This window comes from Pantoea sp. Nvir (genome assembly GCF_009829915.1).
Taxonomy (GTDB): domain Bacteria; phylum Pseudomonadota; class Gammaproteobacteria; order Enterobacterales; family Enterobacteriaceae; genus Pantoea.
The window spans coordinates 25,948-48,454 of record NZ_SZZW01000006.1 but is presented as its reverse complement, the minus strand read 5'-3'; the positions used below and the strand labels follow the sequence as shown (position 1 = coordinate 48,454).

13 protein-coding genes, 4 tRNA genes and 2 pseudogenes are annotated in these 22,507 nt (G+C 41.3%); 10 read left to right on the top strand and 9 right to left on the bottom strand.

Features of this window, described 5'->3' with window-relative positions; translation table 11 throughout:
- Positions 1 to 513: 513 nt before the first annotated feature.
- From tpiA to priA, 6 genes are all read right to left on the bottom strand, one after another.
- Complete coding sequence (gene tpiA, locus FD729_RS04520) at positions 514 to 1,293, bottom strand: triose-phosphate isomerase (protein WP_159932092.1); 780 nt, start codon at positions 1,291 to 1,293, stop codon at positions 514 to 516.
- Between the two features lie 476 nt (positions 1,294 to 1,769).
- Complete coding sequence (gene fpr / locus FD729_RS04515; RefSeq protein WP_159932128.1) at positions 1,770 to 2,516, bottom strand: ferredoxin--NADP(+) reductase; 747 nt, start codon at positions 2,514 to 2,516, stop codon at positions 1,770 to 1,772.
- 2,151 nt (positions 2,517 to 4,667) lie between these two features.
- Positions 4,668 to 5,153 (bottom strand): ribonuclease E activity regulator RraA, encoded by a 486-nt coding sequence (rraA, locus tag FD729_RS04510; protein WP_159932091.1) that lies wholly within the window; start codon positions 5,151 to 5,153, stop codon positions 4,668 to 4,670.
- Between the two features lie 141 nt (positions 5,154 to 5,294).
- Positions 5,295 to 6,629, bottom strand: a complete 1,335-nt coding sequence (hslU, locus tag FD729_RS04505) for an HslU--HslV peptidase ATPase subunit (RefSeq protein WP_159932090.1) — start codon at positions 6,627 to 6,629, stop codon at positions 5,295 to 5,297.
- Between the two features lie 9 nt (positions 6,630 to 6,638).
- Positions 6,639 to 7,169, bottom strand: coding sequence for an ATP-dependent protease subunit HslV (gene hslV / locus FD729_RS04500; RefSeq protein ID WP_159932089.1), 531 nt, complete (start codon positions 7,167 to 7,169; stop codon positions 6,639 to 6,641).
- Between the two features lie 1,064 nt (positions 7,170 to 8,233).
- Positions 8,234 to 10,441 (bottom strand): primosomal protein N', encoded by a 2,208-nt coding sequence (gene priA / locus FD729_RS04495; protein WP_159932088.1) that lies wholly within the window; start codon positions 10,439 to 10,441, stop codon positions 8,234 to 8,236.
- Positions 10,442 to 10,671: 230 nt separating this feature from the next.
- Here priA and rpmE point away from each other — a divergent pair, with 230 nt between their 5' ends.
- Entirely contained in the window at positions 10,672 to 10,887 is a 216-nt protein-coding gene (rpmE, locus tag FD729_RS04490; protein ID WP_159932087.1) for a 50S ribosomal protein L31, read from the top strand.
- A 72-nt stretch (positions 10,888 to 10,959) separates the two neighbouring features.
- Here the strand turns inward: rpmE and metJ are convergent, their stop codons facing one another.
- Positions 10,960 to 11,277, bottom strand: coding sequence for a met regulon transcriptional regulator MetJ (gene metJ, locus FD729_RS04485; protein ID WP_159932086.1), 318 nt, complete (start codon positions 11,275 to 11,277; stop codon positions 10,960 to 10,962).
- 284 nt (positions 11,278 to 11,561) lie between these two features.
- On the opposite strand from metJ, the gene metB reads away from it, so the two are divergent.
- From metB to rep, 3 genes are all read left to right on the top strand, one after another.
- Positions 11,562 to 12,722: a cystathionine gamma-synthase gene (gene metB / locus FD729_RS04480; RefSeq protein WP_159932085.1), complete on the top strand. Its 1,161-nt coding sequence runs from the start codon at positions 11,562 to 11,564 to the stop codon at positions 12,720 to 12,722.
- Positions 12,723 to 13,443: 721 nt separating this feature from the next.
- The gene (metF, locus tag FD729_RS04475; RefSeq protein WP_159932084.1) at positions 13,444 to 14,340 is read left to right on the top strand and encodes a methylenetetrahydrofolate reductase; all 897 of its coding nucleotides are present in this window, start codon (positions 13,444 to 13,446) and stop codon (positions 14,338 to 14,340) included.
- Between the two features lie 666 nt (positions 14,341 to 15,006).
- Positions 15,007 to 17,028, top strand: coding sequence for a DNA helicase Rep (gene rep, locus FD729_RS04470; RefSeq protein ID WP_159932083.1), 2,022 nt, complete (start codon positions 15,007 to 15,009; stop codon positions 17,026 to 17,028).
- Between the two features lie 23 nt (positions 17,029 to 17,051).
- Here rep and FD729_RS05255 read toward each other — a convergent pair.
- Both FD729_RS05255 and FD729_RS04455 read right to left on the bottom strand, forming a co-directional pair.
- Positions 17,052 to 18,193 (bottom strand): annotated as a pseudogene (locus tag FD729_RS05255) (hypothetical protein); the annotation flags it as partial.
- Positions 18,194 to 18,202: 9 nt separating this feature from the next.
- A pseudogene (locus FD729_RS04455) lies at positions 18,203 to 19,429 on the bottom strand (DEAD/DEAH box helicase).
- A 115-nt stretch (positions 19,430 to 19,544) separates the two neighbouring features.
- On the opposite strand from FD729_RS04455, the gene trxA reads away from it, so the two are divergent.
- The 6 genes from trxA to FD729_RS04425 all read left to right on the top strand — a co-directional run bounded on the left by trxA (position 19,545) and on the right by FD729_RS04425 (position 22,354).
- On the top strand, positions 19,545 to 19,877 hold the full coding sequence (trxA, locus tag FD729_RS04450; RefSeq protein WP_159932081.1) for a thioredoxin TrxA: 333 nt from the start codon (positions 19,545 to 19,547) through the stop codon (positions 19,875 to 19,877).
- 370 nt (positions 19,878 to 20,247) lie between these two features.
- Positions 20,248 to 21,507, top strand: coding sequence for a transcription termination factor Rho (gene rho / locus FD729_RS04445; protein WP_159932080.1), 1,260 nt, complete (start codon positions 20,248 to 20,250; stop codon positions 21,505 to 21,507).
- Between the two features lie 415 nt (positions 21,508 to 21,922).
- Positions 21,923 to 21,996 (top strand) — tRNA-Arg (locus FD729_RS04440).
- 73 nt (positions 21,997 to 22,069) lie between these two features.
- A tRNA-His gene (locus tag FD729_RS04435) sits at positions 22,070 to 22,145 on the top strand.
- A gap of 17 nt (positions 22,146 to 22,162) precedes the next feature.
- A tRNA-Leu gene (locus tag FD729_RS04430) sits at positions 22,163 to 22,245 on the top strand.
- A gap of 35 nt (positions 22,246 to 22,280) precedes the next feature.
- Positions 22,281 to 22,354 (top strand) — tRNA-Pro (locus tag FD729_RS04425).
- Positions 22,355 to 22,507: the final 153 nt, after the last annotated feature.

Here is a 22,507-nt window from a genome sequence, read left to right as displayed (position 1 = left end):
TTTTATAATGAGTGTCGCTGTGCACTTAGTCTAAGTAGTAAGGTATTTGCCTGCTAGGCATTATTAGATAGCTCATTCCTTATCTTTATTTTTAGCGAAAAACAGTAATAATGCATTATAAGAAAGTGTCAGATAGAAACTGAAGCCAAATCAATTAAATGATGTGCAACTCTCTATAAGATATTTGATCTCAAAAGGAGTTATCTGTACTTAAATATTTTAACGAAACTTCTGCATTATTTTCTAAAAAATACCACAGTGTGAGTATCCGGTTTTTCTTAATTCTATATGCTTAATTTTATGTTGTTCCGAGTCTGCCTGCGGAGCAACAGGAGACATTATCACTCTATAAATAAAATCTGATTCTAGATAACTGATGATAGCCCTACTCAGATGCCCTTATTACGTTAATAAAACCTAACTTAAACAGTTTTTTTAATTGTGGAGCGGTAAAAACACTCCGCAGCACCGTCCACAGCTATTAAATTTTAGATTATGGATACGTATCTGTTTTTAGCTTGACATTATTTTTTTTGCTTCTGCCGCCGCCTTAACAATCATTGCGAATGTTTCCATCTTTAGAGAGGCATTGCCAACTAGAGCACCGTCAATATCTGGCTGTATGAAGAGTTCAGCGGCGTTTTTATCATTCACGGAGCCACCATACTGAATGATAATCCGTTCGGCGATATTGGCATTTTGCTTCGCAATATAATGACGAATGAATTTGTGTACTGCTTGTGCCTGTGCCGGGGTTGCTGATTTTCCAGTACCAATAGCCCAAATTGGCTCATAGGCTATAACAGAGCTGTTAAAAGCTTCTGCACCTTGGAACTCGAGCACTGCTTCTATCTGACGAGCGCATACTTCTTCCGTTTGGCGTGCTTCTCTTTCTTCTTTTGTCTCACCGATACAAAGTACTGGCACTAGCCCGGCCTCTTTTAGAACAGCAAATTTCTTAGCAATAACTTTGTCATTCTCTTTGTGGTAAATACGTCTTTCAGAATGACCGATAATGATGTATTTCACACCTATATCTTTTAGCATTTCTGCGGAGGTTTCACCAGTAAATGCGCCGGAAAGGTTCACATCGACGTTCTGAGCACCTAATAAAATATGACTACCGGATATTTCGTGGTTTGCTTGGTCAAGGTAGACAGTTGGCGGCGCGATCACTACGCGGCAATTCTTATTAATATTAGTTAGCGCTTTGCGTAGGTCTTTAATCCATTCAATTGTTACCTGCCTGCTACCATTTAGTTTCCAGTTACCTATAACCAATGGGTGTCGCATACTACCCTCCACGTCACGTGATTTATTAAAATACACTTCCAGTAGGTACTGTGTTTTGTCAGGCAGTATATACCCGTATTATATCAGTAGTATCATTTTCCATCCTTTTATTTCACTTATAGGAGTGTCGCTTTATTTTGATTATGTGCTTTCTTCTAACAAACAGCGATCTGCTGGTTAGATAAGTAGATTATGGAATTACTACATAATTTTGCAGACTTTCTGACCAGAGCAGCGTATGTTTATATGAAGTATATTCATGATCATCACCATTGTGCTATTGGGGAATTTAAAAGTGAGCACTTCTTAGCGACTATTGGAGTAAATTGAATCATATTGAATAACTTTTGGGTATTTTAGCAGGCGGATAAATACCGATAGAAATATTCTGTATTTTGCTATACGACTATTGCTATACCAATAGCGAGCACTATTAAGTTTCTACGCCGTAGGTAGTACAATTTTAACGTAAAAAATTACCAGTAGTTCTCACTAGTAATGTGTCCTGGTTTACGTTTTAGGTGTTTGCTCATGGCGCGCGTTTCTTTAAGTAATTGCTGAGTAACACGTACCATCTCTGGATTGCCGCACAGCATAATATGCCCTGATTTTGCTTCTATCTGCAACCCGACCGCACGTTCTAAAATACAGCTATTGATCAGGTCAGGCAAGCGTCCAGTCAAAGATCCCATTGCAGTTTCACGACTAACCACCGTCTGGATACGTAGTTTATCTTTATAAATTTGTTTCAGTGACTGCATCAACGGCAGATAGCTCAGATCAGACGCATAACGTACCGCATGTACTAGAACTATATGTTCAAAGCGATCCAATCCTTCTCCCTCTTGTAAAATAGAGAGGTAAGGCCCAATGGCAGTGCCAGTAGCTAGCATCCACAGGGTATTGCACATCGGGATCTCATCCAGCACGAAAAAACCAGATGCTTCTTTGTTTACCATGAGTCCGTCGCCTGGTTTAAGCGCCTGTAGACGAGAGCTGAGTTTACCTTTCGGCACTTTAACCAGATAAAACTCTAGTAACCGATTCGTGGGAGGGTTAACGTAAGAGTAAGCACGTTGCACGCGTTCTCCATCGATTTCTATCGCTAACTTAGTAAATTGACCGGCGGTAAATGGATTGATGAGCGCCTGAATTTTTAAGCTGAAGAGTGTGTCTGTCCAGTTTTTTATCTCCTTTACTTGAGCATCAACCCATGCACCCATAATTATTCCTCTGAACATGTATTTTCTAAACATAGGAACATCATCACGGCTGTACACCTTAGTATTCACCCGCGTACCTACGTTCAGGGCTTAATTAATAAATAAGGTGCACCCCTCTCCAAAAATAACGTTTACATGTCTTGAAAAGAGTCGTGTAAAAATTTAACATATTTAAGTTGTAGGATATTCGTATCCTACATAAGAGTCTTAATTTGTCAAATGATTATAATATTTCTCAAATTATTACCATAGGTCGTAATACCTAAATTTTATTTTTGCATTAACCTTATTGAGTAAAATAAGATTATTATAAAAATGGATAATCAACGCTATGTTGCTAGAGGTTAGGCAGGTGAGGGGAGACTATCTCTGTTTTGGCGGTTATTATAATGAATAATATAACTTACACTACGGAATCTTACGGTATTTGACTATGGCCATATATCATATATAGTGATATACGATACATCACGACTAGTCTATTTGTGTTCTCTCTCTCGATAACATTGTTGAGAGGCTAGCAATTCTTTCTGAGAAGAAATTGATTAACAGACATCTCTTGGGAATTGGATCTGGTCGTAAGTAAAGTGTTACTGCAATACGTTATATGCAGGCCTAATACTTTATTTTCTATATTGTTAGCCAAATCTTATCTCTAGTGAATAAATCAGCTTACCGCGCGTGTTTTTTTAACATGCAATGTTAATCGAGAATCTACGGTACTTAGTGTTGGAGAATCAGGGATTAATCATTAAGACGGATGTATTTAGAATACACTGTTCTAAATTATGCGAGGATACCCCAAATGAGTTTATATGTCTATTTGACCCGGACGATAGACAGTAGTTTGAAGTTGATTAATAATACCGATGGTGAAGATTTCTAATTCTGATGGCTATGGTATAAATGAAGGGTTATGTTTTTTAAAAAGTGCGGTCGGTTTTCTATTTTACTATTGCGATTTATGTGTACTGCGTGTATGACCTTCAGTACACAACAAGCTCAATACACTAATACACTAATACACTAATACACTAATACACTAATACACTAAAGAAGATTTCAATAAACACACAAAATTTAGACTCATAAGTAGTTATAGATTGAGCACCGTCTGTGGAATTAATGTTATCTCTAAAGATAAAGAAGGCAAAGAGCTTTAGGTCATAATTATTCGTTTTGTCAAATGTAAAATTAGTCAGCCGGTCCATAAGCTGTTAAGTATGGCCTCCCAGTAAGTTGATTAATAACATTGCCCACCAGGGGGAGGATCCACACGGTATCCCTATCTTGTGCTGATGTACAAGGGTCCATATGACGTTAAGAAGATATTTCTACATTAAGGTAGTAGAATTTATTTCTTGCCGTGTAATGGCTTTACAAAAATATGTTATAAATAAGTGTTATAAGTAGTAGTAAACCCTAGCAAAATAAACAGACTATTGAGTCTCAGTTAATTTCCAGATCTGCAAATTCCTATTGAATGAAAACAGTGCCTGTTAGTTTCATAGTAGCTATGCTCTCACGTTTCATAACGAAAAGATATCAATTATATTTCAATAAATTAAGTAACGCGCTAGCCTTTCTTTCAGTGTATTTATTGTCTAATTAATTATGATATTTTTTAGATTGAAGATAAAATCTATGGCTGTTTTGTTTGTGCTCCTTAATTAACCTTAATTAAAGGCACGAGCTTTATTGAGTATGCTAACGCAAAAATAAGCGTTTATGTGCCTTTTTTTGGATTGTCTCGCCAATCTATGTGGTGATTTTCTACAGCAAACACTCTAAATGGAGGTTCAGACAATTGAAGAGTATTGTGTCCTGGATTAGGCTGGGACGTAAGTAACGTACTAAGGCTGATATTATCCATGCCATGTGATAACTACACGAGGTTAGAGAAATATCATTTGAAGTATTATAAAAAATGGCAGCTAAACTACAGCAGATAGTTGATACTCTCACCTTTCTACATATAGAAAGTGAAGAAATAAATAATGAAAGTAAAATTGCAAAAAAAACGAACCAATAGCTACAAAATAATCAGCAGCTGCTACAACAGTACTTTTTTCTAATACTAAAAAATGTTATGATCATCCTCATATATGGAAAGCGGGAGGATATGCTCTCCCGCTTTAATTTTTGATGATATTACTTGATACTAAGTGGATCTTCAGAAAGGATGATACCGGTATTATCGGCGTAAAGATGATCTCCAGAGAAGAAAGTAACGCCGCCAAAGTTGACTCTCACATTACTCTCCCCTATTCCTGCACCTGCTGCACCTACTGGAATAGCGGCAATTGCCTGAATACCGATTTCTAGTCCCTCTAGATCCTCTACCTGACGTACGGAGCCATAAATCACTAGACCTTCCCACTCATTTTCCACCGCTAAACGAGCTAGATTTGCATCAACTAACGCACGTCGCATCGATCCACCACCGTCCACCACCAGCACGCGACCTTGGCCATTTTCTTCAAGCAAATCGTAAAGCAGTCCATTATCTTCAAAGCACTTAACTGTGGTTATCTGCCCACCAAATGAGATACGGTGGCCGAAGCTTAAAAAAAACGGCTCGACAACGTTCACTTCTTCATAGTAGATGTCGCAGAGTTCAGAAGTATCATATTTCATGTTAGTTTTATCTGTTTATCACAGGAATAGCAAGTATACTGTCAGTAACGTGTTCTCATCAAAATCATCAGAAGAAAGAAGGCGCTGCATATGTAGCATATAAATAAAAAAACACCTTTCATAAGCACATAAAAAATCTTATCACAGAATAAAACGACTCAGATCTTCGTCTGCCACCAGCTCATCTAGATGCTTGCTGACGTAGGCGGCATCAATGGTGATTGAATCACCTTGAAGGTCACTCGCATTATAGGAAATATCTTCCATCAGACGCTCTAGCACAGTATGTAGACGACGTGCACCAATATTTTCAGTGCTCTTATTCACCTGCCATGCTGCTTCTGCAATGCGACGGATACCGTCTTTGGTGAAATCAATATTAACACCCTCAGTACCCACCAACGCTTTATACTGTACGGTAATGGAAGCATTTGGTTCGATGAGAATACGTTCAAAGTCGTTCACAGTAAGCGCTTGTAATTCAACACGGATAGGTAAACGACCTTGTAGCTCAGGAATAAGATCCGAGGGGCTAGCAACTTGGAAAGCTCCAGAGGCGATAAATAATATATGGTCAGTTTTCACCATTCCATGTTTGGTGGAGACGGTACATCCCTCCACTAGCGGCAGCAGATCACGCTGTACGCCTTCACGCGAAACGTCTAGACCGGAAGACTGGCCACAGTGCTTACAAATTTTATCAATTTCATCAATAAAAACGATGCCATTTTGCTCTACTGCTTCTATCGCATGCTGTTTTAGCTCTTTCGGATTTACCAGCTTTGTTGCTTCTTCTTCGAGTAGCAGTTTCATTGCGTCCTTAATTTTCAGCTTGCGTGGCTTCTGCTTCTGGGCACTTAAATTCTGAAATATTGACTGAAGTTGATTAGTCAGCTCTTCCATGCCTGGCGGTGCCATGATCTCTACCCCGACTGGAGAAGCGGTGAGATCTATTTCAATCTCTTTATCGTCTAACTGTCCTTCGCGCAACTTCTTACGAAATAACTGACGTGCTGCAGAAGGCTCACTGCTGTGTTCTAGTTGGCCCCAGTTATTTTTAGCTGGAGGGATCAGAACATCTAAAAGGCGCTCTTCTGTCATTTCCTCAGCACGGTCCTTATTCTCTTCAATTGCTTGACTGCGCACCATTTTTACGGCTGTATCTGTTAGATCACGAATAATAGAGTCTACCTCTTTACCTACATAGCCGACTTCAGTGAATTTAGTAGCTTCTACCTTAATGAAGGGCGCGTTAGCAAGCTTCGCTAAACGCCGGGCAATTTCAGTTTTACCAACTCCGGTTGGACCAATCATAAGAATGTTTTTAGGAGTCACCTCATAGCGCAGTTCTTCATCGAGCTGCATACGACGCCAGCGGTTACGCAGTGCAATAGCGACCGCACGTTTTGCGCTCTCTTGGCCAATGATAAAGCGATTCAATTCGTTGACTATTTCGCGGGGAGTCATCTTAGACATGTTTAATCCTTACGCCCTGGACGGAAGTTCTTCGAAGTTAACATTGTGGTTAGTGTATATGCAAATGTCACCCGCGATGTTTAGTGACTTTGAGACGATCGCACGAGCACCTAGCTCAGTATTTTCTAGCAGCGCCCTAGCCGCTGCCTGAGCAAAGGGGCCTCCGGAACCAATAGCTATCAGATCATTTTCGGGCTGAATGACGTCGCCGTTGCCACTGATGATAAGTGAGGCACTTTCATCTGCAACGGCTAGTAGTGTTTCAAGCCGGCGTAACATACGATCTGTACGCCAATCTTTCGCCAATTCGACAGCAGCTTTCACCAGATGACCCTGATACATTTCCAATTTACGTTCGAAGAGTTCAAATAACGTGAAGGAATCTGCAGTACCACCAGCGAAACCAGCAATCACTTTATCATTGTCAAGACGACGCACCTTCTTAGCATTGCTTTTCATTACAGTATTACCAAGAGTAGCTTGGCCATCACCGCCGATAACGACTCGTCCATTACGTCGGACACTTACTATTGTTGTCACGCGCAGACCCCTTGTACAATTAAGATAAAGCGTCTTGTAGGAAGGTACGGTGCTTTATGTAAGCATATATGGGGCGAGTTTATCTGGTTTCAACCCCTGATGATCGGAGGAATATAGTTAAATAGCTGTTGTCGCACAACTTCCTCAAAATGCTGGCATCATTCATCATTACCGTGATTTTTTAAAAAGTAATTAATTAGTATGAGGTATCTTTAAATGATAGACCAAAACACATTCTTTCTTCTTAGAAAGACTTGAAAAATATTTCATTCATCATTTCTTATGAAAGTAGATTGCTGCTGCGTCTGCTTAGACTTATGATTAGTAGAACTTTTGGATCTATAACTGTTTTTCTCACTGTACTCAGATTTCTTGATTACAAGGTACTTTATTTAACTACTAACTGCACTGCGCACGTATATCTTTGGAGAACGTATATCTTTGGAGAAGAGCGTACTAATGAACTCTCCTTTTGCTGAAGGTTTTATAGGCATTAGCAATTAATGGTTCTCTAGCTCTTGAGAACTCTTTCAGTGCTCTTAGGACTGTAGCATACCATGACTACATAATCCGTGATCACTGCTAGCGTATCGTCTTTTTTATGATGTGGTAGAAAACACACGCTACACGCAAAGGTTACAAGTACTACAGCAGCATTCGGCCTTAGGTAGTAAGTATTGAAATAATAAAAATATTCGCTATTTCTTGGCTTATTTATGGCACTATCTTACTTAAGATAAGTGCGGCTACTTATCTAAAAGTAGAGTAGTCGAAGCGCTTTAAGTTGAATTAAAAATTCTACCGATCAATGGTTCCTATTAACATGATAGATTCATATCTTCAAAACAAATGATCGACACATTCTTCAATAAGTAGAAGCAAGATACTTACTTTAAATAGGGCGTCCTTTTACAGCAGTTACGTGTTCATCATGAAGAGATTTTATAAAAATCTACTAGCCATAGTAGCATCATGCCCTCCTAATTCAGATATGGCAAATTTGCATTACTGATTCGTCTGGGATGTCTAATCACTAGTGAGTACCGGATAGATATCTTATACAGTTAGCTTTCTATAGGGTCAACATCGAGCGTCCACATCACCTTGTGAGCGGCTGGCAATCTTTTAACTAGCGGTAGCGCGTTATTAAGGAACTGTTGTAGACGTTTACGCGAGGCATGCTGTACTAACAGCTGCCAACGCCAGAGTCCGCAGAGTTTCGGTTGCAAAGCCGGTACAGGACCCATGAGCCATACAGAGGTATCTTTTAAAGGGTTTGCTTCTAATAATTTACGTAACTGCTGTAAGAATTCAGCAGCCTGGTGGTTATCACGATCTTGAGCACGGAAGAGAGCGTGACTAGTCCAAGGCGGCAGCATCACTGACTGGCGTTCTAAAAGCGTCTGTTGGGCGAAAGCTAGATAGCCCTGATGTAGTAGCGTCTGCAATAAAGGATGTTCCGGATGATACGTTTGTAGAAGTACTTCACCTTGTTTACCTGCGCGGCCTGCACGACCTGCAACCTGTGTACAGAGCTGGGCAAACCGTTCAGCGGCGCGGAAATCGGTAGAAAAAAGCGCACTGTCTACATTTAGCATTGAGACTAATGTCACGTCACAAAAATGGTGGCCTTTTGCTAGCATTTGTGTACCCACTAGAATATGTGCGCCTCCGCGATGCACATTAGCTAAATGCTGTTCCAGCGCACCTTTACGGCTGGTAGTGTCTCGGTCAATACGCGAGACTGGGATACCTGAAAATAGAGTACAGAGATGTTGTTCCAGTTGCTCTGTGCCCACTCCCACCGGCAACAAGTGAGTCGAGCCGCAGTGTGAGCACTGATTCGACAATAGGCACTGGCTGTTGCAGTAGTGGCAGCGCAGCTGTCGCTGCTTCTTATGTAGAGTATAATAACGCTCGCAGCGCTGGCATTCTGCAACCCAGCCGCAGTCATGACACAGCAGTGCAGAAGAGTAGCCACGGCGGTTAAGAAACAAGAGTACTTGATTATCTGCCTGAAGGTGCTGGCGCATTTTGCTAATCAGTACAGGTGCCAGTCCCCCGATAAGCTGCTGCCCTTTAATATCTACCAACTGTTGCAGAGCTGGTTTTGCACTACCGGCGCGTCGAGTAAGATCGAGCTGGCGATATTTACCACGACGTACGTTGTGCAGCGTCTCTAACGCGGGCGTTGCCGAGCCCATCACAATGGGGATATTCTCTTCGCGTGCACGGAATACAGCAAGGTCACGCGCCTGATAACGCCAGCCCTCTTGCTGTTTATAGGAGCTGTCGTGCTCTTCATCAATGATAATTACGCCCGGCTGTAACAGCGGCGTAAAAAGTGCCGAACGCGTGCCTATAATAATAGCGCTTTCGCCTCGGCGTGCGCGTTGCCAAACGGCGAAACGTTCTTTATCATTTAGAGCGGAGTGCAGTACATCAACAGGAGCCTCAAAACGCTCTCGAAACCGCGCGGTAGTCTGCGGAGTTAAGCTTATTTCTGGTACTAGCACTAACGCCTGTTTGCCACGTGCCAATATATTCTCCAGAATACTGAGATAAACTTCGGTTTTACCTGATCCGGTAATGCCGGATAGCAGCCAAGCAGCATAACGTTCATCTTCGTTGCGGATTTTGCCTACTGCTATCGTCTGATCGGTGTTGAGCTTTAGCTGTGTACCTTTGATTATAAATCGCGTGCGCCAATCGCTCTGTTGCTGCGGTTGATGATATTCACGTAAATCACATAGTTTTTTGTTTCGTAGTACCTGTAAAACTGCGTTATTTAGATTCTTCTCTGCAACTTGATGGCGATATATTGGCTGATGACGTAGCACTGCAAGTGCCTGCTGCTGCTTTGGCGCGAATTTTAGACTTTCTAGTGTAGTTGTCTGGCCCTTCTTAGTAATAATCCACTGCCAAAGCGGCTTCTCTTGCGCTGGTTTTCCGTGACGGAGAAGTACCGGCAGAGCTTGCTTTAGTACCTCGCCAACGGGTAAATGATAGTAGCCGGCCGCCCAGTGAAGCAACCGCCATAATGGAGGAGGATAAAGCGATTTTGTATCCAGTACCTCGATAATTTGTTTGAGCTGAGTTTCCGGCAGGTCACTCCGTTCTTGAAAGCCTACTACAATTCCTATTATTTTACGTTTGCCGAATGGCACTCTGACGCGCCCGCCTATTACCGGCTGTGCCCCATGAGTATTCGGTGGCAAATAGTCAAAGAGACGTAGGATCGGAACGGGTAGGGCAACTTGAACGACAGACATTGCAATCCCTTTCCAATTTAATAACTCATCATAGACAACATCGATTCTACACTTTAACTTGACTACGTGTATCTCGCAAAGAATTTGCCAAAAATCATTATTTTCTGTAAAGTAATTTACTTTAGAGTGAGAAAAAACTCCTCAGAACTTTGACTAATGTTCAACCGTGTGGTGCTGTGCAAATTTCGAATTGGCATGGAGAACGGCACGGCCTTTTATGAGGTTACCCCATGAAAAAAGGTATTCACCCGAAATATGAAACTGTGACCATCACCTGCTTTTGCGGTAACGTGATCCATACTCGTTCTACCATAGCACATGATCTAAACCTAGACGTATGCGGCAAATGTCATCCTTTTTATACTGGTAAGCAGCGTGTTATTGACACTGGGGGTCGAGTTGAACGCTTTAATAAGCGTTTTGCCATTCAGAGCACTAAAAAATAAATTATATATAAATTCCTAGTTGATGCAGTTATAAGAAAAACCCAGTTGTAGCTGGGTTTTTCTTGACTAAATTTAGTAATCCCAAGTATCGGGGTCAATGCCTTTATCACGCATAATATTTTTTGCTTCTTCCGGGATTTCATCGCTTCGCTCTTTACGTAGATCAAAGTCGTCCGGTAGGGGTTGTCCGGTAAAAGCATGTAAAAAGGCTTCGCACAACAGTTCACTATTTGTGGCATGCCGTAGATTATTCACCTGACGACGGGTACGCTCGTCGGTTAAAATTTTCAGCACACTGAGCGGGATAGAAACTGTGATCTTTTTAACTTGCTCACTCTTCTTGCCGTGTTTAGCATAAGGGCTGATATATTCGCCGTTCCATTCGGCCATGGGTTACCTTACATCAATAAAAGTTAAACGTGGGGGGGAGGGAATTCTTGGATTATGCTCTATTTTAGCGTTCCTGACCTCTTAACTCTTGCGGGGGGGGAGTTCTTTTATTCTAGACAAAAATAAGGGAGCTAAACGCAAGCAATAAAGGGTATTTTTAGTAGTTACAGCTCTATATTCACTCTATATGCAAAGACATTTGGATGTCTAGATGTGTTGACGTCTAATTATAGAGTGTTATCCTGTTTCCTCTTTCATTATTCTCTTCAGGAATAGTAAGTACCATGACGCGTAAACAGGCAACTATTGCAGTTCACAGCGGTTTAAACGATGACGAACAATATGGCTGTGTTGTCCCGCCTATTTATCTTTCTAGCACCTATAATTTCCTTGATTTCAAACAACCTCGTATGCATGATTACTCCCGTCGTAGTAATCCAACACGCGATGCAGTTCAGCGCGTACTAGCGGAACTAGAAGGTGGAGCGGGAGCTATACTGACTAATACCGGTATGTCGGCAATCCATTTAGTGACAATGGTATTTCTAAAACCTGGTGATCTTCTAGTGGCTCCCCATGATTGCTATGGTGGGAGTTATCGCCTTTTTGAAAGTATGAATAAACGTGGTGCATGGCGCGTGAAATTCGTGGACCAAGGCAATTATGTAGAGTTGGAAGCAGCGCTAGCCGAACATCCGAAGTTAGTATTGCTAGAAAGCCCAAGCAATCCGCTATTGCGCGTGGTAGATATTGCCGTCATTTGCAATGCAGCTCGTAATGCAGGTGCAGTCAGTGTAGTTGATAATACCTTCTTGAGTCCAGTGCTACAAAATCCCCTAGCGCTGGGTGCTGATCTGGTGATCCATTCCTGTACTAAATACCTTAATGGTCATTCTGATGTGGTGGCAGGTGCTGTCATTGCCAAAGACCCGGATCTAGTAAAAGAACTTATGTGGTGGGCGAACAATATTGGTGTCACCGGCGCGGCTTTCGATAGTTATCTTCTATTGCGCGGCTTACGTACTCTAGCGCCTCGCATGGCAACGGCACAGTACAATGCATTGGCTATTGTGGAATATCTGCAGCAGCAGCCTCTGGTGAAAAAATTGTATCATCCCTCTCTTCCAGAAAATGTCGGACACGAATATGTGGCACGTCAACAGCGCGGTTTTGGCGCGATGCTAAGTTTTGAGCTCAATGGAGACGAAATGTTACTACGCTCTTTCCTGAAGGCTTTGCAATTTTTTACGCTGGCGGAGTCATTAGGCGGCGTTGAAAGCCTTATTTCCCATACCGCAACTATGACGCACGCAGGCATGTCTGAGGAAGCACGCGCAGCTGCAGGCATATCTGAAACTTTACTGCGTATCTCAGTAGGAATTGAAGATCATAAAGATTTAATAGCTGATCTAGATAATGCGTTCCGCACAGCATCCCGAGATTAAAACAATTCCTAATTCCTACAAGATTGCTTTAATGCTGCGCTTAATCAATGTTGTCAATATTAAATATGTTTAGTTCCTAAACCCTGCTACAAGTCGTATCTATTATCTAATGGGAAGCATTATGTGCTGTATCACAATTTTGCCAGAAATTAAATTATTAATTGTATTGGAAAAGCCAAATATTAATTCTTTGCACAAGGGTATAAGGATCTATGTTATTAAAACATCTATTGTATAATGCACATTGCATTTATCTGAGTAACTTTGTAGGTTCATAATATTTTCAAGGATCATTCAGTATATTCGCTGCTTTCTCACCCTCAATCAGTTTATCAGAAGTATGGATATACTCCTCCCTTTTCCATTCAATAATTTTGTAATTTTAATATCAGCACTAGCATACTATCTTACCTAGCGTTCCTAGATGTTTATCAGTTTAATGACAACGGTGCCTTTTGGGAATGTACTGATTCATTCAGATATAAAACACCATTTAACTCAATTGAAGGGAGCGGAACGTAGTAGTACGGAAGGAGATTGTGATGGGTGCTTACTTTCTCTAGTATGAATTTTTCTCATTTTCTTTGAAAATTTATCACAATATTGCCCGATTTTACAGTTGATACTTTGGCTGAATTCATTCATTTTAAACATCTGGACGTCTAAACGTATGGATGTTTTAGATAAAAATTAAACTCACTTTTTTGACGAGGTAATTAGGATGAGTTTCTTTCATACCAGCCAGCGAGAAAAGTTTAACCAGCATTTCTCGGATCTAAACGGAGAAATTAATGTATCATTCGAATTTTTCCCTCCCCGTACCAGCGAAATGGAGGAGGCGCTATGGTATTCTATTGAACGGCTAAGTAGCTTAAAACCAAGATTTGTCTCCGTAACCTACGGAGCTAATTCGGGTGAGCGAAGCCGTACCCATAGCATTATTGCAGATATTAAAAAACGGACTGGCATGGAAGCCGCACCGCACCTAACTTGTATTGATGCCTCATATGCAGAATTACGCACTGTAGCGGAATTATACTGGAACAGCGGTATTCGCCATATTGTAGCGTTGCGGGGAGACTTGCCTACAGGCATCAGCAAACCAGAAATGTATGCCTGCGATTTAGTTTCTTTACTAAAAACAGTAGGGGATTTCGATATTTCCGTAGCAGCCTATCCAGAAGTGCATCCTGAAGCAAAAAGCGCGCAATCCGATCTGATTAACCTAAAACGTAAAATTGATGCGGGCGCCAACCGTGCAATTACACAATTCTTCTTTGATGTGGAGAGTTATCTACGCTTCCGTGACCGCTGTGTAGCCACTAGTATTGATGTCGAGATTGTACCAGGTATTTTGCCAGTATCAAATTTCAGACAGCTAAAGTGTTTTGCCAATATGACTAACATACGCGTTCCGGGCTGGATGCATGCCATGTTTGAAGGGCTGGATGACGACCCGGAGACACGTAAAATAATTGGTGCCAATATTGCCATGGATATGGTGAAAATCCTGTCACGAGAAGGTGTAAAAGATTTCCATTTTTATACTCTGAACCGTGCGGAGATGAGCTATGCTATTTGCCATACGATAGGGGTGCGCCCCGTACTAGCAGCGTAATAAGTTGTTCAGAAAGTGTAAAGTTGTCCAGTAACCCCACACCAAATCAACCATACTCGATTTTTCCTCATATATAGATAAGGACTCGATGTGGTACTCACAAAACATCCCACGTCTATGCTTTCGGCATAGACTTACAGTGTATTTCTGGCATAATTCGATGCTCATTTACCATAACAAGGCTTAAATGATATCATGTTAGCTTAAAAATAAATTTTTGAACTGATGTGATTTCCTAATCAGGATGTGGATAATGTACTCCACATCATATTTTAGCCAACCAACACAAATATGAAATATATCATATATGTTCGCATTATAACGTATTTCATGGATTTTTTTAAAAGATTTTGCACGCAAGAATTCTTCAGTGTGAACACACACTGCTACGCTTCCTATAGGCAACGATAACTTCATGTCGATTACGTGAAGTTATCAATTATCTGAAGAATTAAATTCTCCTTTAGTGCTACTAAAAAATAAATGATAGATTGCGGTTAAGTAATATTGATATCTATAACTAAATATTATCGTGATACCTACCAAAGGTAAATAACATTTAGCATCCTAATGAAATTTACCTAATAATACGCGTTTTGATTGTGTAGAATAAGCGCCCAGCATTTTATCCTTCCTTTTGTTTATTATGCGACTGAGTGATTTTTTATGGTTTTAAACTTTAGCCAGCGATGCGTGGTTGAATTTGTTACAGGTCCATGTTTAGTGCTCGCCGGGGCTGGGTCTGGTAAAACTCGTGTTATCACAAACAAGATTGCCTATTTAATCCGTAAATGTGGTTATCAGGCGCGTCACATTGCAGCGGTAACTTTTACCAATAAAGCCTCGCGAGAGATGAAAGAACGTGTAGCACAGACTCTTGGACGTCAAGAGGCAAGCGGCTTGATGATTTCTACCTTTCATACACTAGGGTTGGAAATCATCAGACGTGAGTATGCAGCATTAGGTATTCAATCGAGTTTCTCGTTATTTGATGATACTGATCAGCTAGCACTACTGAAGGATTTAACGCAACCGTGGTTAAAAGAAGACAAAACATTGTTACAACAGCTGAGTACTACCATTTCCAACTGGAAAAACGATCTCATCGATCCGCTACGTGCCGCTGAGCAGGCGCGCAGCGAGCGTGACAATATTTTAGTACACTGCTATAGCTTATATAATAAGTATCTTAAGTCTTGTAATGTGCTAGATTTCGACGACCTTATCTTGCTACCAACATTATTGCTACAGCGGAACCAGAAAGTACGAGAACGCTGGCAGCAGCGTATTCGCTATCTTTTAGTAGATGAGTATCAGGACACAAATACAAATCAGTATGAGCTAATAAAACTGTTGGTAGGGGGAGGAAGAAGGTTCACTGTAGTAGGCGATGACGACCAGTCTATTTACTCTTGGCGTGGAGCACGTCCGCAAAATCTGGTACTGTTGAAAGAGGATTTCCCAACATTGGAAGTAATGAAGCTAGAACAGAACTACCGTTCGTCACAACGAATCCTGAAAGCAGCGAATATACTGATTGCTAATAACCCACATATTTTTGAAAAAAAACTTTTTTCCGAGTTAAGTCTTGGTAGTAAATTGAAAGTGCTAACTGCCAACCATGAGAATCATGAAGCAGAGCGTGTGACAGGCGAGCTGATCACTCACCGTTTCATCAATAAGACTCAGTATAAAGATTACGCTATTCTTTATCGAAGTAACCATCAATCACGAGCGTTTGAAAGACTACTAATACAAAACTGTATTCCCTACCACATTTCTGGTGGAAGCTCTTTTTTCTCTCGTCAGGAGATTAAGGATGTCTTGGCCTATCTACGCGTATTAATTAACCCGGATGATAATAGCGCGTTTCTTCGGATCGTTAATACACCACGTCGCCAGATCGGTTCTGCGACTCTACAAAAGCTAGGAGAGTGGGGTGCTCTATGCAATAAAAGCTTATTTAATGCTAGTTTAGATTTGAGAATCGGGCAGGCCATGAATGGTCGGGGTCTGGAACATCTACAGTGTTTTACTCATTGGTTGCATGAGATTGTGCAAATGGCTGAGCGTGAACCGATCAATGCGGTACACTTTCTAATTCGTGGCATCGAATATGAAAGCTGGCTATCTGAGACTTCTGTCAGCCCGAAATCAGCTGAAATGCGTATGAAAAATGTAAATACGTTATTGCAGTGGATGCAGGAGATGCTAGAAGGAAACGATCTTGATAAGCCAATGACGTTAGCGCAGGTGGTGACGCGTTTTACCCTACGTGACATGATGGAACGTGATAAAAGTAATGAGGAATTTGATCAGGTTCAGCTAATGACACTACACGCGTCGAAAGGATTGGAATTTCCTTACGTCTATCTAGTAGGCATAGAAGAAGGATTGTTGCCCCATCGTAACAGTATTGTTGAGAATAATGTCGAAGAGGAACGTCGACTAGCCTATGTTGGTATTACGCGTGCGAAGAAAGAGCTAACTTTTACACTGTGCCGCGAACGACGTCAGTATGGTACACTAGTGTGCATAAAACCGAGTCGTTTTTTGCTAGAGCTACCACAGGAAGATTTAATCTGGGAAACTGATCTCAAGGTTATCAGCGCAAATGAGAGTATGAAAACTGGGCAAATGCGGGTCGCAAGATTGAAGGAGATGTTAGAAAAAGCTAAAGGCGGCTGAAAATCCTTTTTTAGATAAAAAACTAGTTTATCTGCGTACATGGGATGAACTTTTAGCCATCTAAACAGTATGGTTAGACGTAATGCATCTTTTTCAGCCTGTAATCATGCCTCGATCAGGGCGTTATCGCGACTGAGCATTGATAAAATAATCGTCAGCCGCAGCAGACGATACAGACGTTCAAGAAAAGAGAGGTGGTACGGCAGTTTGCTGTGTCGTTAGCAGTAAATCAATGCTGCCGCTTTGGTTTTGTAACAAGTAGGCCAGGAGCTTTTTCTGACAGAGAGTAAAACCAGGTAAATCGAGGTGGCGAACTAGATATGCAGCGTGCTTCGGAGCTTGGTAAAAATTGATGCTGAGACCGATCTCATGTATTGAGATGGCACTCAGTAGTAAATCGCAACAGTGCTGCTCCAGTTTCCATGCGGCGCTTACTTGATGCGAGAAGCCTTTGGCCAGTTAGCATACATTTTGCCTGTTCTACATTGATGGAAAAAAGATGTACGTTCTATAATGTGTGACTCGAATATCTTGAACTACTGGAGATATGTAGCATGCTGTATATCAGTCCTTCATGTAGCTCGCTACCTGCCAAAGTCAGGTTTTCTATGCCAATTTTTTGAAATACAGCGACAAGAATTGAGAGACCGCTAGGAAAAAAATAGTGCACATTCCAGCGTTAATCCTTCCATTTTTAACTCTTCTAGCTTGCCGCATTGAATATCGCAGGTCACCAACTCGGTACTACCTCCGCCGATATCGACTACTAGGTACTTATCTGAGCCGTTAGTAATATGGGCAAAATCATGATAAATAAGACGTTCTTCTTCTGTACCGCTCATCACATTAATGGAGCAGCAGCCAAGGTTTGCTATGCTGTAAAAAGAAAGTCGTTTGCGTTAGCGGCAAGGCGTCGCGTGGCGGTAGCGACCACCCGAATTTGTTCGAAAGGAATATCCTGCATCAACAGAGATATGGTTATTGTTATCTAATCCTGCATCAACAGAGATATGGTTATTGTTATCTAATCCTGCAGCCAGACGTACCTGGCGCTTAATACGCGCGACAGTCTAGATACTCTTCTAGAAATTTTGCGTACTACCAACATATAGAAGCTGTTAGAACTCAGATCAACAGCAACATAAAGTGACGATGCTCCTAGCATGATATGGATTTAATCTGTATTTTTACTATTGTTGTTACCTTGTGCTTCACTGCGGCGATTTACATTGTTGCCAGAACGGCTGCTCGTTAGACGTTTTGATGGAAGCAGATTATTTATCAGAGCACCGATGTTGTATATTCCTTGTAGGAATATTGTGGCCGAACTACTTTTCAATCGCCGGTAGATTTATCACGTATTATTTGCAGGCCAAGCTAATGGGGTGTCCACTATAGGTTGCGTAACTGTTAGTTGAATGTAATGAACATAATCCTCTCGATCGTCAGGCAGATCATAGGTGAATACGTCCAGTCCAGTCACCGCTTGGAATATGTAGACCGAGAGCTGCTAAATCCGTAGTCATTCTGCTTTTAAGGTCATCCAAAATGCGTAAATGTTCCCTCTGTGTTACGTCTCCGATCAACAGGCGGACGGGCACCACCAGATGTTTGTAAATATCTAGATAACGATATTTGGTGTTAATAAATATTGAAGAGCCTGCAATAGACGAATTTTTCTTTATTTGACGGATAAAAAAACTCTTCTTTGAGTATGTTGACCTATTTTCTGCGCTGGCTAGATTTCAATGTATTTGGCATTGTTCATATATTTGAAAACTAGATCACGTACTTGCCACGAGAGCGTGGCGGAAAAGAGCATACTCAGACTCATGCTTTGTGGGCGGCATACGACGGAATAGCCAACGGATATTTTTAATCAAGCTAAGCTTAAACATATGATTGGATGCATCCAGTACTATAACTTGACTTGCTGTAAGGTTAATATGATTTTGTTTGGTATTGTCTATTACTAGATTTGTTGTGCCGAACAAAATATCGACACCTTCATCTAGTACTTTCACCTGCCTATCGTAACCGTCGCCACCATAGGCCAAACTGAGTTTCAGACCTGTGTCTTTTGCAAGAGGTTCAGCATCATTGTAGATCTGTATAGTCAGTTCGCGCTTCGGCGCCATAATTAAGGCACGAGGATGATTGGTTTAATAGCCTTCTTATTCTGTGAAGAGATAAGATGATGAAACATAAATTTCAGAAAAATCATTGTTTTTCTAGTATCATTTTGTGCCTTACCTGCGATATCACGTTCTTATAGAGTAAGAGGCAAATTTAATGCTTAAATAGAAGTGCAATCATGGAAGCTTTTTTCAATTGCTTTCACTACATGATGTTGCTGAGCGAAGTTAGAAAACTTCTCTTCAGTTAAGTGTGTTTTATTCATAGTGTGGTAGGATATCATTTTACTTTCGGTTTGCGAAAGCATATCCGATGAAATAATGTCACCTACATGGGTAAATTTTACTCAATTCACCAGGTATAATCTTGTGGGGTAATGCATGAGCAGCGATAAGATTATTCATCTCACTGATGAAAGTTTCGATGCAACCGTTTTGAAAGCAGAAGGCGTCACTCTAGTAGATTTCTGGGCTGAATGGTGTGGTCCTTGCAAAATGATCGCCCCTATTCTAGATGAAATTGCGGAAGAGTACTGCGGTAGGCTCACCATCGCCAAGATGAATATTGATAATAATCCGAGTACGGCACCGAAATATGGCATACGCGGCATCCCAACGCTGCTACTGTTCAAAAACGGTGTGGTAGCCGCTACAAAAGTCGGTGCGTTATCTAAATCGCAGCTAAAAGAGTTTATAAACAGTAATTTAGAATAATGAAAAAAACGTCCAGCAGTGGCAAATTTTTCCATTGCTAGACGTGCTTATTTTAGCGTGTTAAGTTACCGTAATAGCATCTGTCTTTACTTTTTAAGTTGTATATTACGCATTTCTTTTTAAGACCTGAAGTATGTTGTTCCTTTAAAACGGTGGTTTACGACTCTTGACGGTTATGGCACTAACTTTGTGTATCTCATTTTAACCAACTTTTGTTTCCAATTACCACAATCTAGTCATCTGGCAATCGATAATGAGCGTTGAGAATAGTTAAAAAAACTGTTAACAAATATGAACTATTAAGCCATACCATATCGGTCACGACCAACATCCATTTCAAGAACTACCCCGATTTTAAGAATCCATTAATATGAATCTTACCGAATTAAAGAATACGCCGGTTCTTGAGCTGATTACTCTCGGCGAAAATATGGGGATGGAAAGCCTGGCGCGTATGCGCAAACAGGATATAATTTTTGCCATCCTTAAACAGCATGCGAAAAGCGGCGAGGACATCTTTGGTGATGGTGTTCTAGAGATATTACAGGATGGATTTGGTTTCCTGCGTTCTGCAGACAGTTCCTATCTCGCCGGTCCTGACGATATCTACGTTTCTCCCAGCCAAATTCGTCGTTTTAATCTTCGCACTGGAGACACTATTTCAGGAAAAATTCGTCCTCCGAAAGAGGGTGAACGCTATTTTGCACTATTGAAAGTTAACGAGGTTAACTACGACAAACCTGAAAATGCTCGTAGTAAAATTTTGTTCGAAAATCTTACACCGTTACATGCCAATATACGTCTACGTATGGAGCGTGGAAACGGTTCAACGGAAGACTTAACTGCGCGTGTGTTAGATCTAGCTTCGCCAATAGGACGTGGTCAGCGTGGTCTGATCGTGGCGCCGCCAAAAGCAGGCAAGACTATACTCTTACAAAATATCGCTCTTGGCATGGCTTATAATCACCCAGAATGCGTGCTAATTGTGCTACTGATAGATGAGCGTCCGGAAGAAGTAACTGAAATGCAGCGTTTGGTTAAAGGAGAAGTAATTGCTTCAACATTTGATGAACCGGCATCGCGTCACGTCCAGGTTGCCGAGATGGTAATCGAGAAGGCAAAGCGTTTAGTTGAGCACAAAAAAGACGTTATTATCTTACTTGATTCTATTACTCGCTTGGCACGTGCCTATAACACCGTGGTACCAGCTTCCGGTAAGGTGCTGACTGGCGGGGTGGATGCTAATGCCCTTCATCGTCCAAAGCGCTTTTTCGGTGCTGCTCGTAATGTGGAAGAAGGCGGCAGTCTGACCATTGTAGCCACCGCGTTGATAGATACTGGTTCAAAAATGGACGAAGTGATCTACGAAGAGTTTAAAGGTACTGGTAACATGGAGCTGCATCTTTCACGTAAAATCGCTGAAAAACGCGTCTTCCCGGCAATTGACTATAACCGTTCAGGTACCCGTAAAGAAGAGCTGCTTACCTCTCAGGAAGAGTTGCAGAAAATGTGGATTTTGCGTAGAATTATCCACCCGATGGGTGAAATCGATGCAATGGAATTCCTTATCAATAAATTGGCAATGACTAAGACTAACGACGATTTTTTCGACATGATGAAACGTTCCTAATCCTGCCTAGACTAATAGAACTGGTGAAATTACTTTTTACTAAAATGGATAGGAAGTTATACTCTTCAACTGTATGGCCACTACTACCTATGTGATGATCACCGTTATGGTTCTAGATGAGCCGCTATAGTCAGAAAATACAGATTTAATGATTTAATACTCTTCGTATTCGCTGTTTAAACTGTTCCATGTAAAGTTCTTTAGCGGAATTTACGATTTTTTTAATGAGCCCCTTAAGTAAGTTCATATTGAATTTTTGTGTAGATTTAAAAGAGCTCTTCATACTTATTTTAAGAAAGAGAATAGGGTTTCGAGGCTGCATTTTTTGCCAAAATGCAAAAAAATAGTTTATATGATTTTTTTATCAAAAAAGTCTGGACAGCCTTCCCACAAATCCGTAGCATGCCCATGCTGCGCGCCCGTAGCTCAGCTGGATAGAGTGCTGCCCTCCGGAGGCAGAGGTCTCAGGTTCGAATCCTGTCGGGCGCATACTACTACGTTAGTGAACAGTGATACACCGTACGTGTACGCCACATGTCTTACTAATATCAAGAAGGTTGTGGTGGCTATAGCTCAGTTGGTAGAGCCCTGGATTGTGATTCCAGTTGTCGTGGGTTCAAGTCCCATTAGCCACCCCAAATTTAGTTAGGTATATGCGAAGGTGGCGGAATTGGTAGACGCGCTAGCTTCAGGTGTTAGTGTCTTACTGACATGAGGGTTCAAGTCCCTCTCTTCGCACTAGAAGAAATAGAAGAAATAAATACAACGGTTATCGGCGAGTAGCGCAGCTTGGTAGCGCAACTGGTTTGGGACCAGTGGGTCGGAGGTTCAAATCCTCTCTCGCCGATCATTTTATAAAACCGCTCGGAATATGTACGCGATCTACTGGCTTTCTTACTATTTTCCACGCTACTCCGTTGTTATATTCACATTCAAACGAACGGCTCCGATTGTGATGAAGCACCGCTTGCTCTGCTGATTAAGCAATCATATACATATC

Excerpts from the sequence above, each read along its gene's own strand:
- tpiA (WP_159932092.1), bottom strand. The coding sequence starts at position 1,293 with ATGCGACACCCATTGGTTATAGGTAACTGGAAACTAAATGGTAGCAGG.
- fpr (WP_159932128.1), bottom strand. The coding sequence starts at position 2,516 with ATGGGTGCATGGGTTGATGCTCAAGTAAAGGAGATAAAAAACTGGACA.
- rraA (WP_159932091.1), bottom strand. The coding sequence starts at position 5,153 with ATGAAATATGATACTTCTGAACTCTGCGACATCTACTATGAAGAAGTG.
- hslU (WP_159932090.1), bottom strand. The coding sequence starts at position 6,629 with ATGTCTAAGATGACTCCCCGCGAAATAGTCAACGAATTGAATCGCTTT.
- priA (WP_159932088.1), bottom strand. The coding sequence starts at position 10,441 with ATGTCTGTCGTTCAAGTTGCCCTACCCGTTCCGATCCTACGTCTCTTT.
- rpmE (WP_159932087.1), top strand. The coding sequence starts at position 10,672 with ATGAAAAAAGGTATTCACCCGAAATATGAAACTGTGACCATCACCTGC.
- metJ (WP_159932086.1), bottom strand. The coding sequence starts at position 11,277 with ATGGCCGAATGGAACGGCGAATATATCAGCCCTTATGCTAAACACGGC.
- metB (WP_159932085.1), top strand. The coding sequence starts at position 11,562 with ATGACGCGTAAACAGGCAACTATTGCAGTTCACAGCGGTTTAAACGAT.
- metF (WP_159932084.1), top strand. The coding sequence starts at position 13,444 with ATGAGTTTCTTTCATACCAGCCAGCGAGAAAAGTTTAACCAGCATTTC.
- rep (WP_159932083.1), top strand. The coding sequence starts at position 15,007 with ATGGTTTTAAACTTTAGCCAGCGATGCGTGGTTGAATTTGTTACAGGT.
- trxA (WP_159932081.1), top strand. The coding sequence starts at position 19,545 with ATGAGCAGCGATAAGATTATTCATCTCACTGATGAAAGTTTCGATGCA.
- rho (WP_159932080.1), top strand. The coding sequence starts at position 20,248 with ATGAATCTTACCGAATTAAAGAATACGCCGGTTCTTGAGCTGATTACT.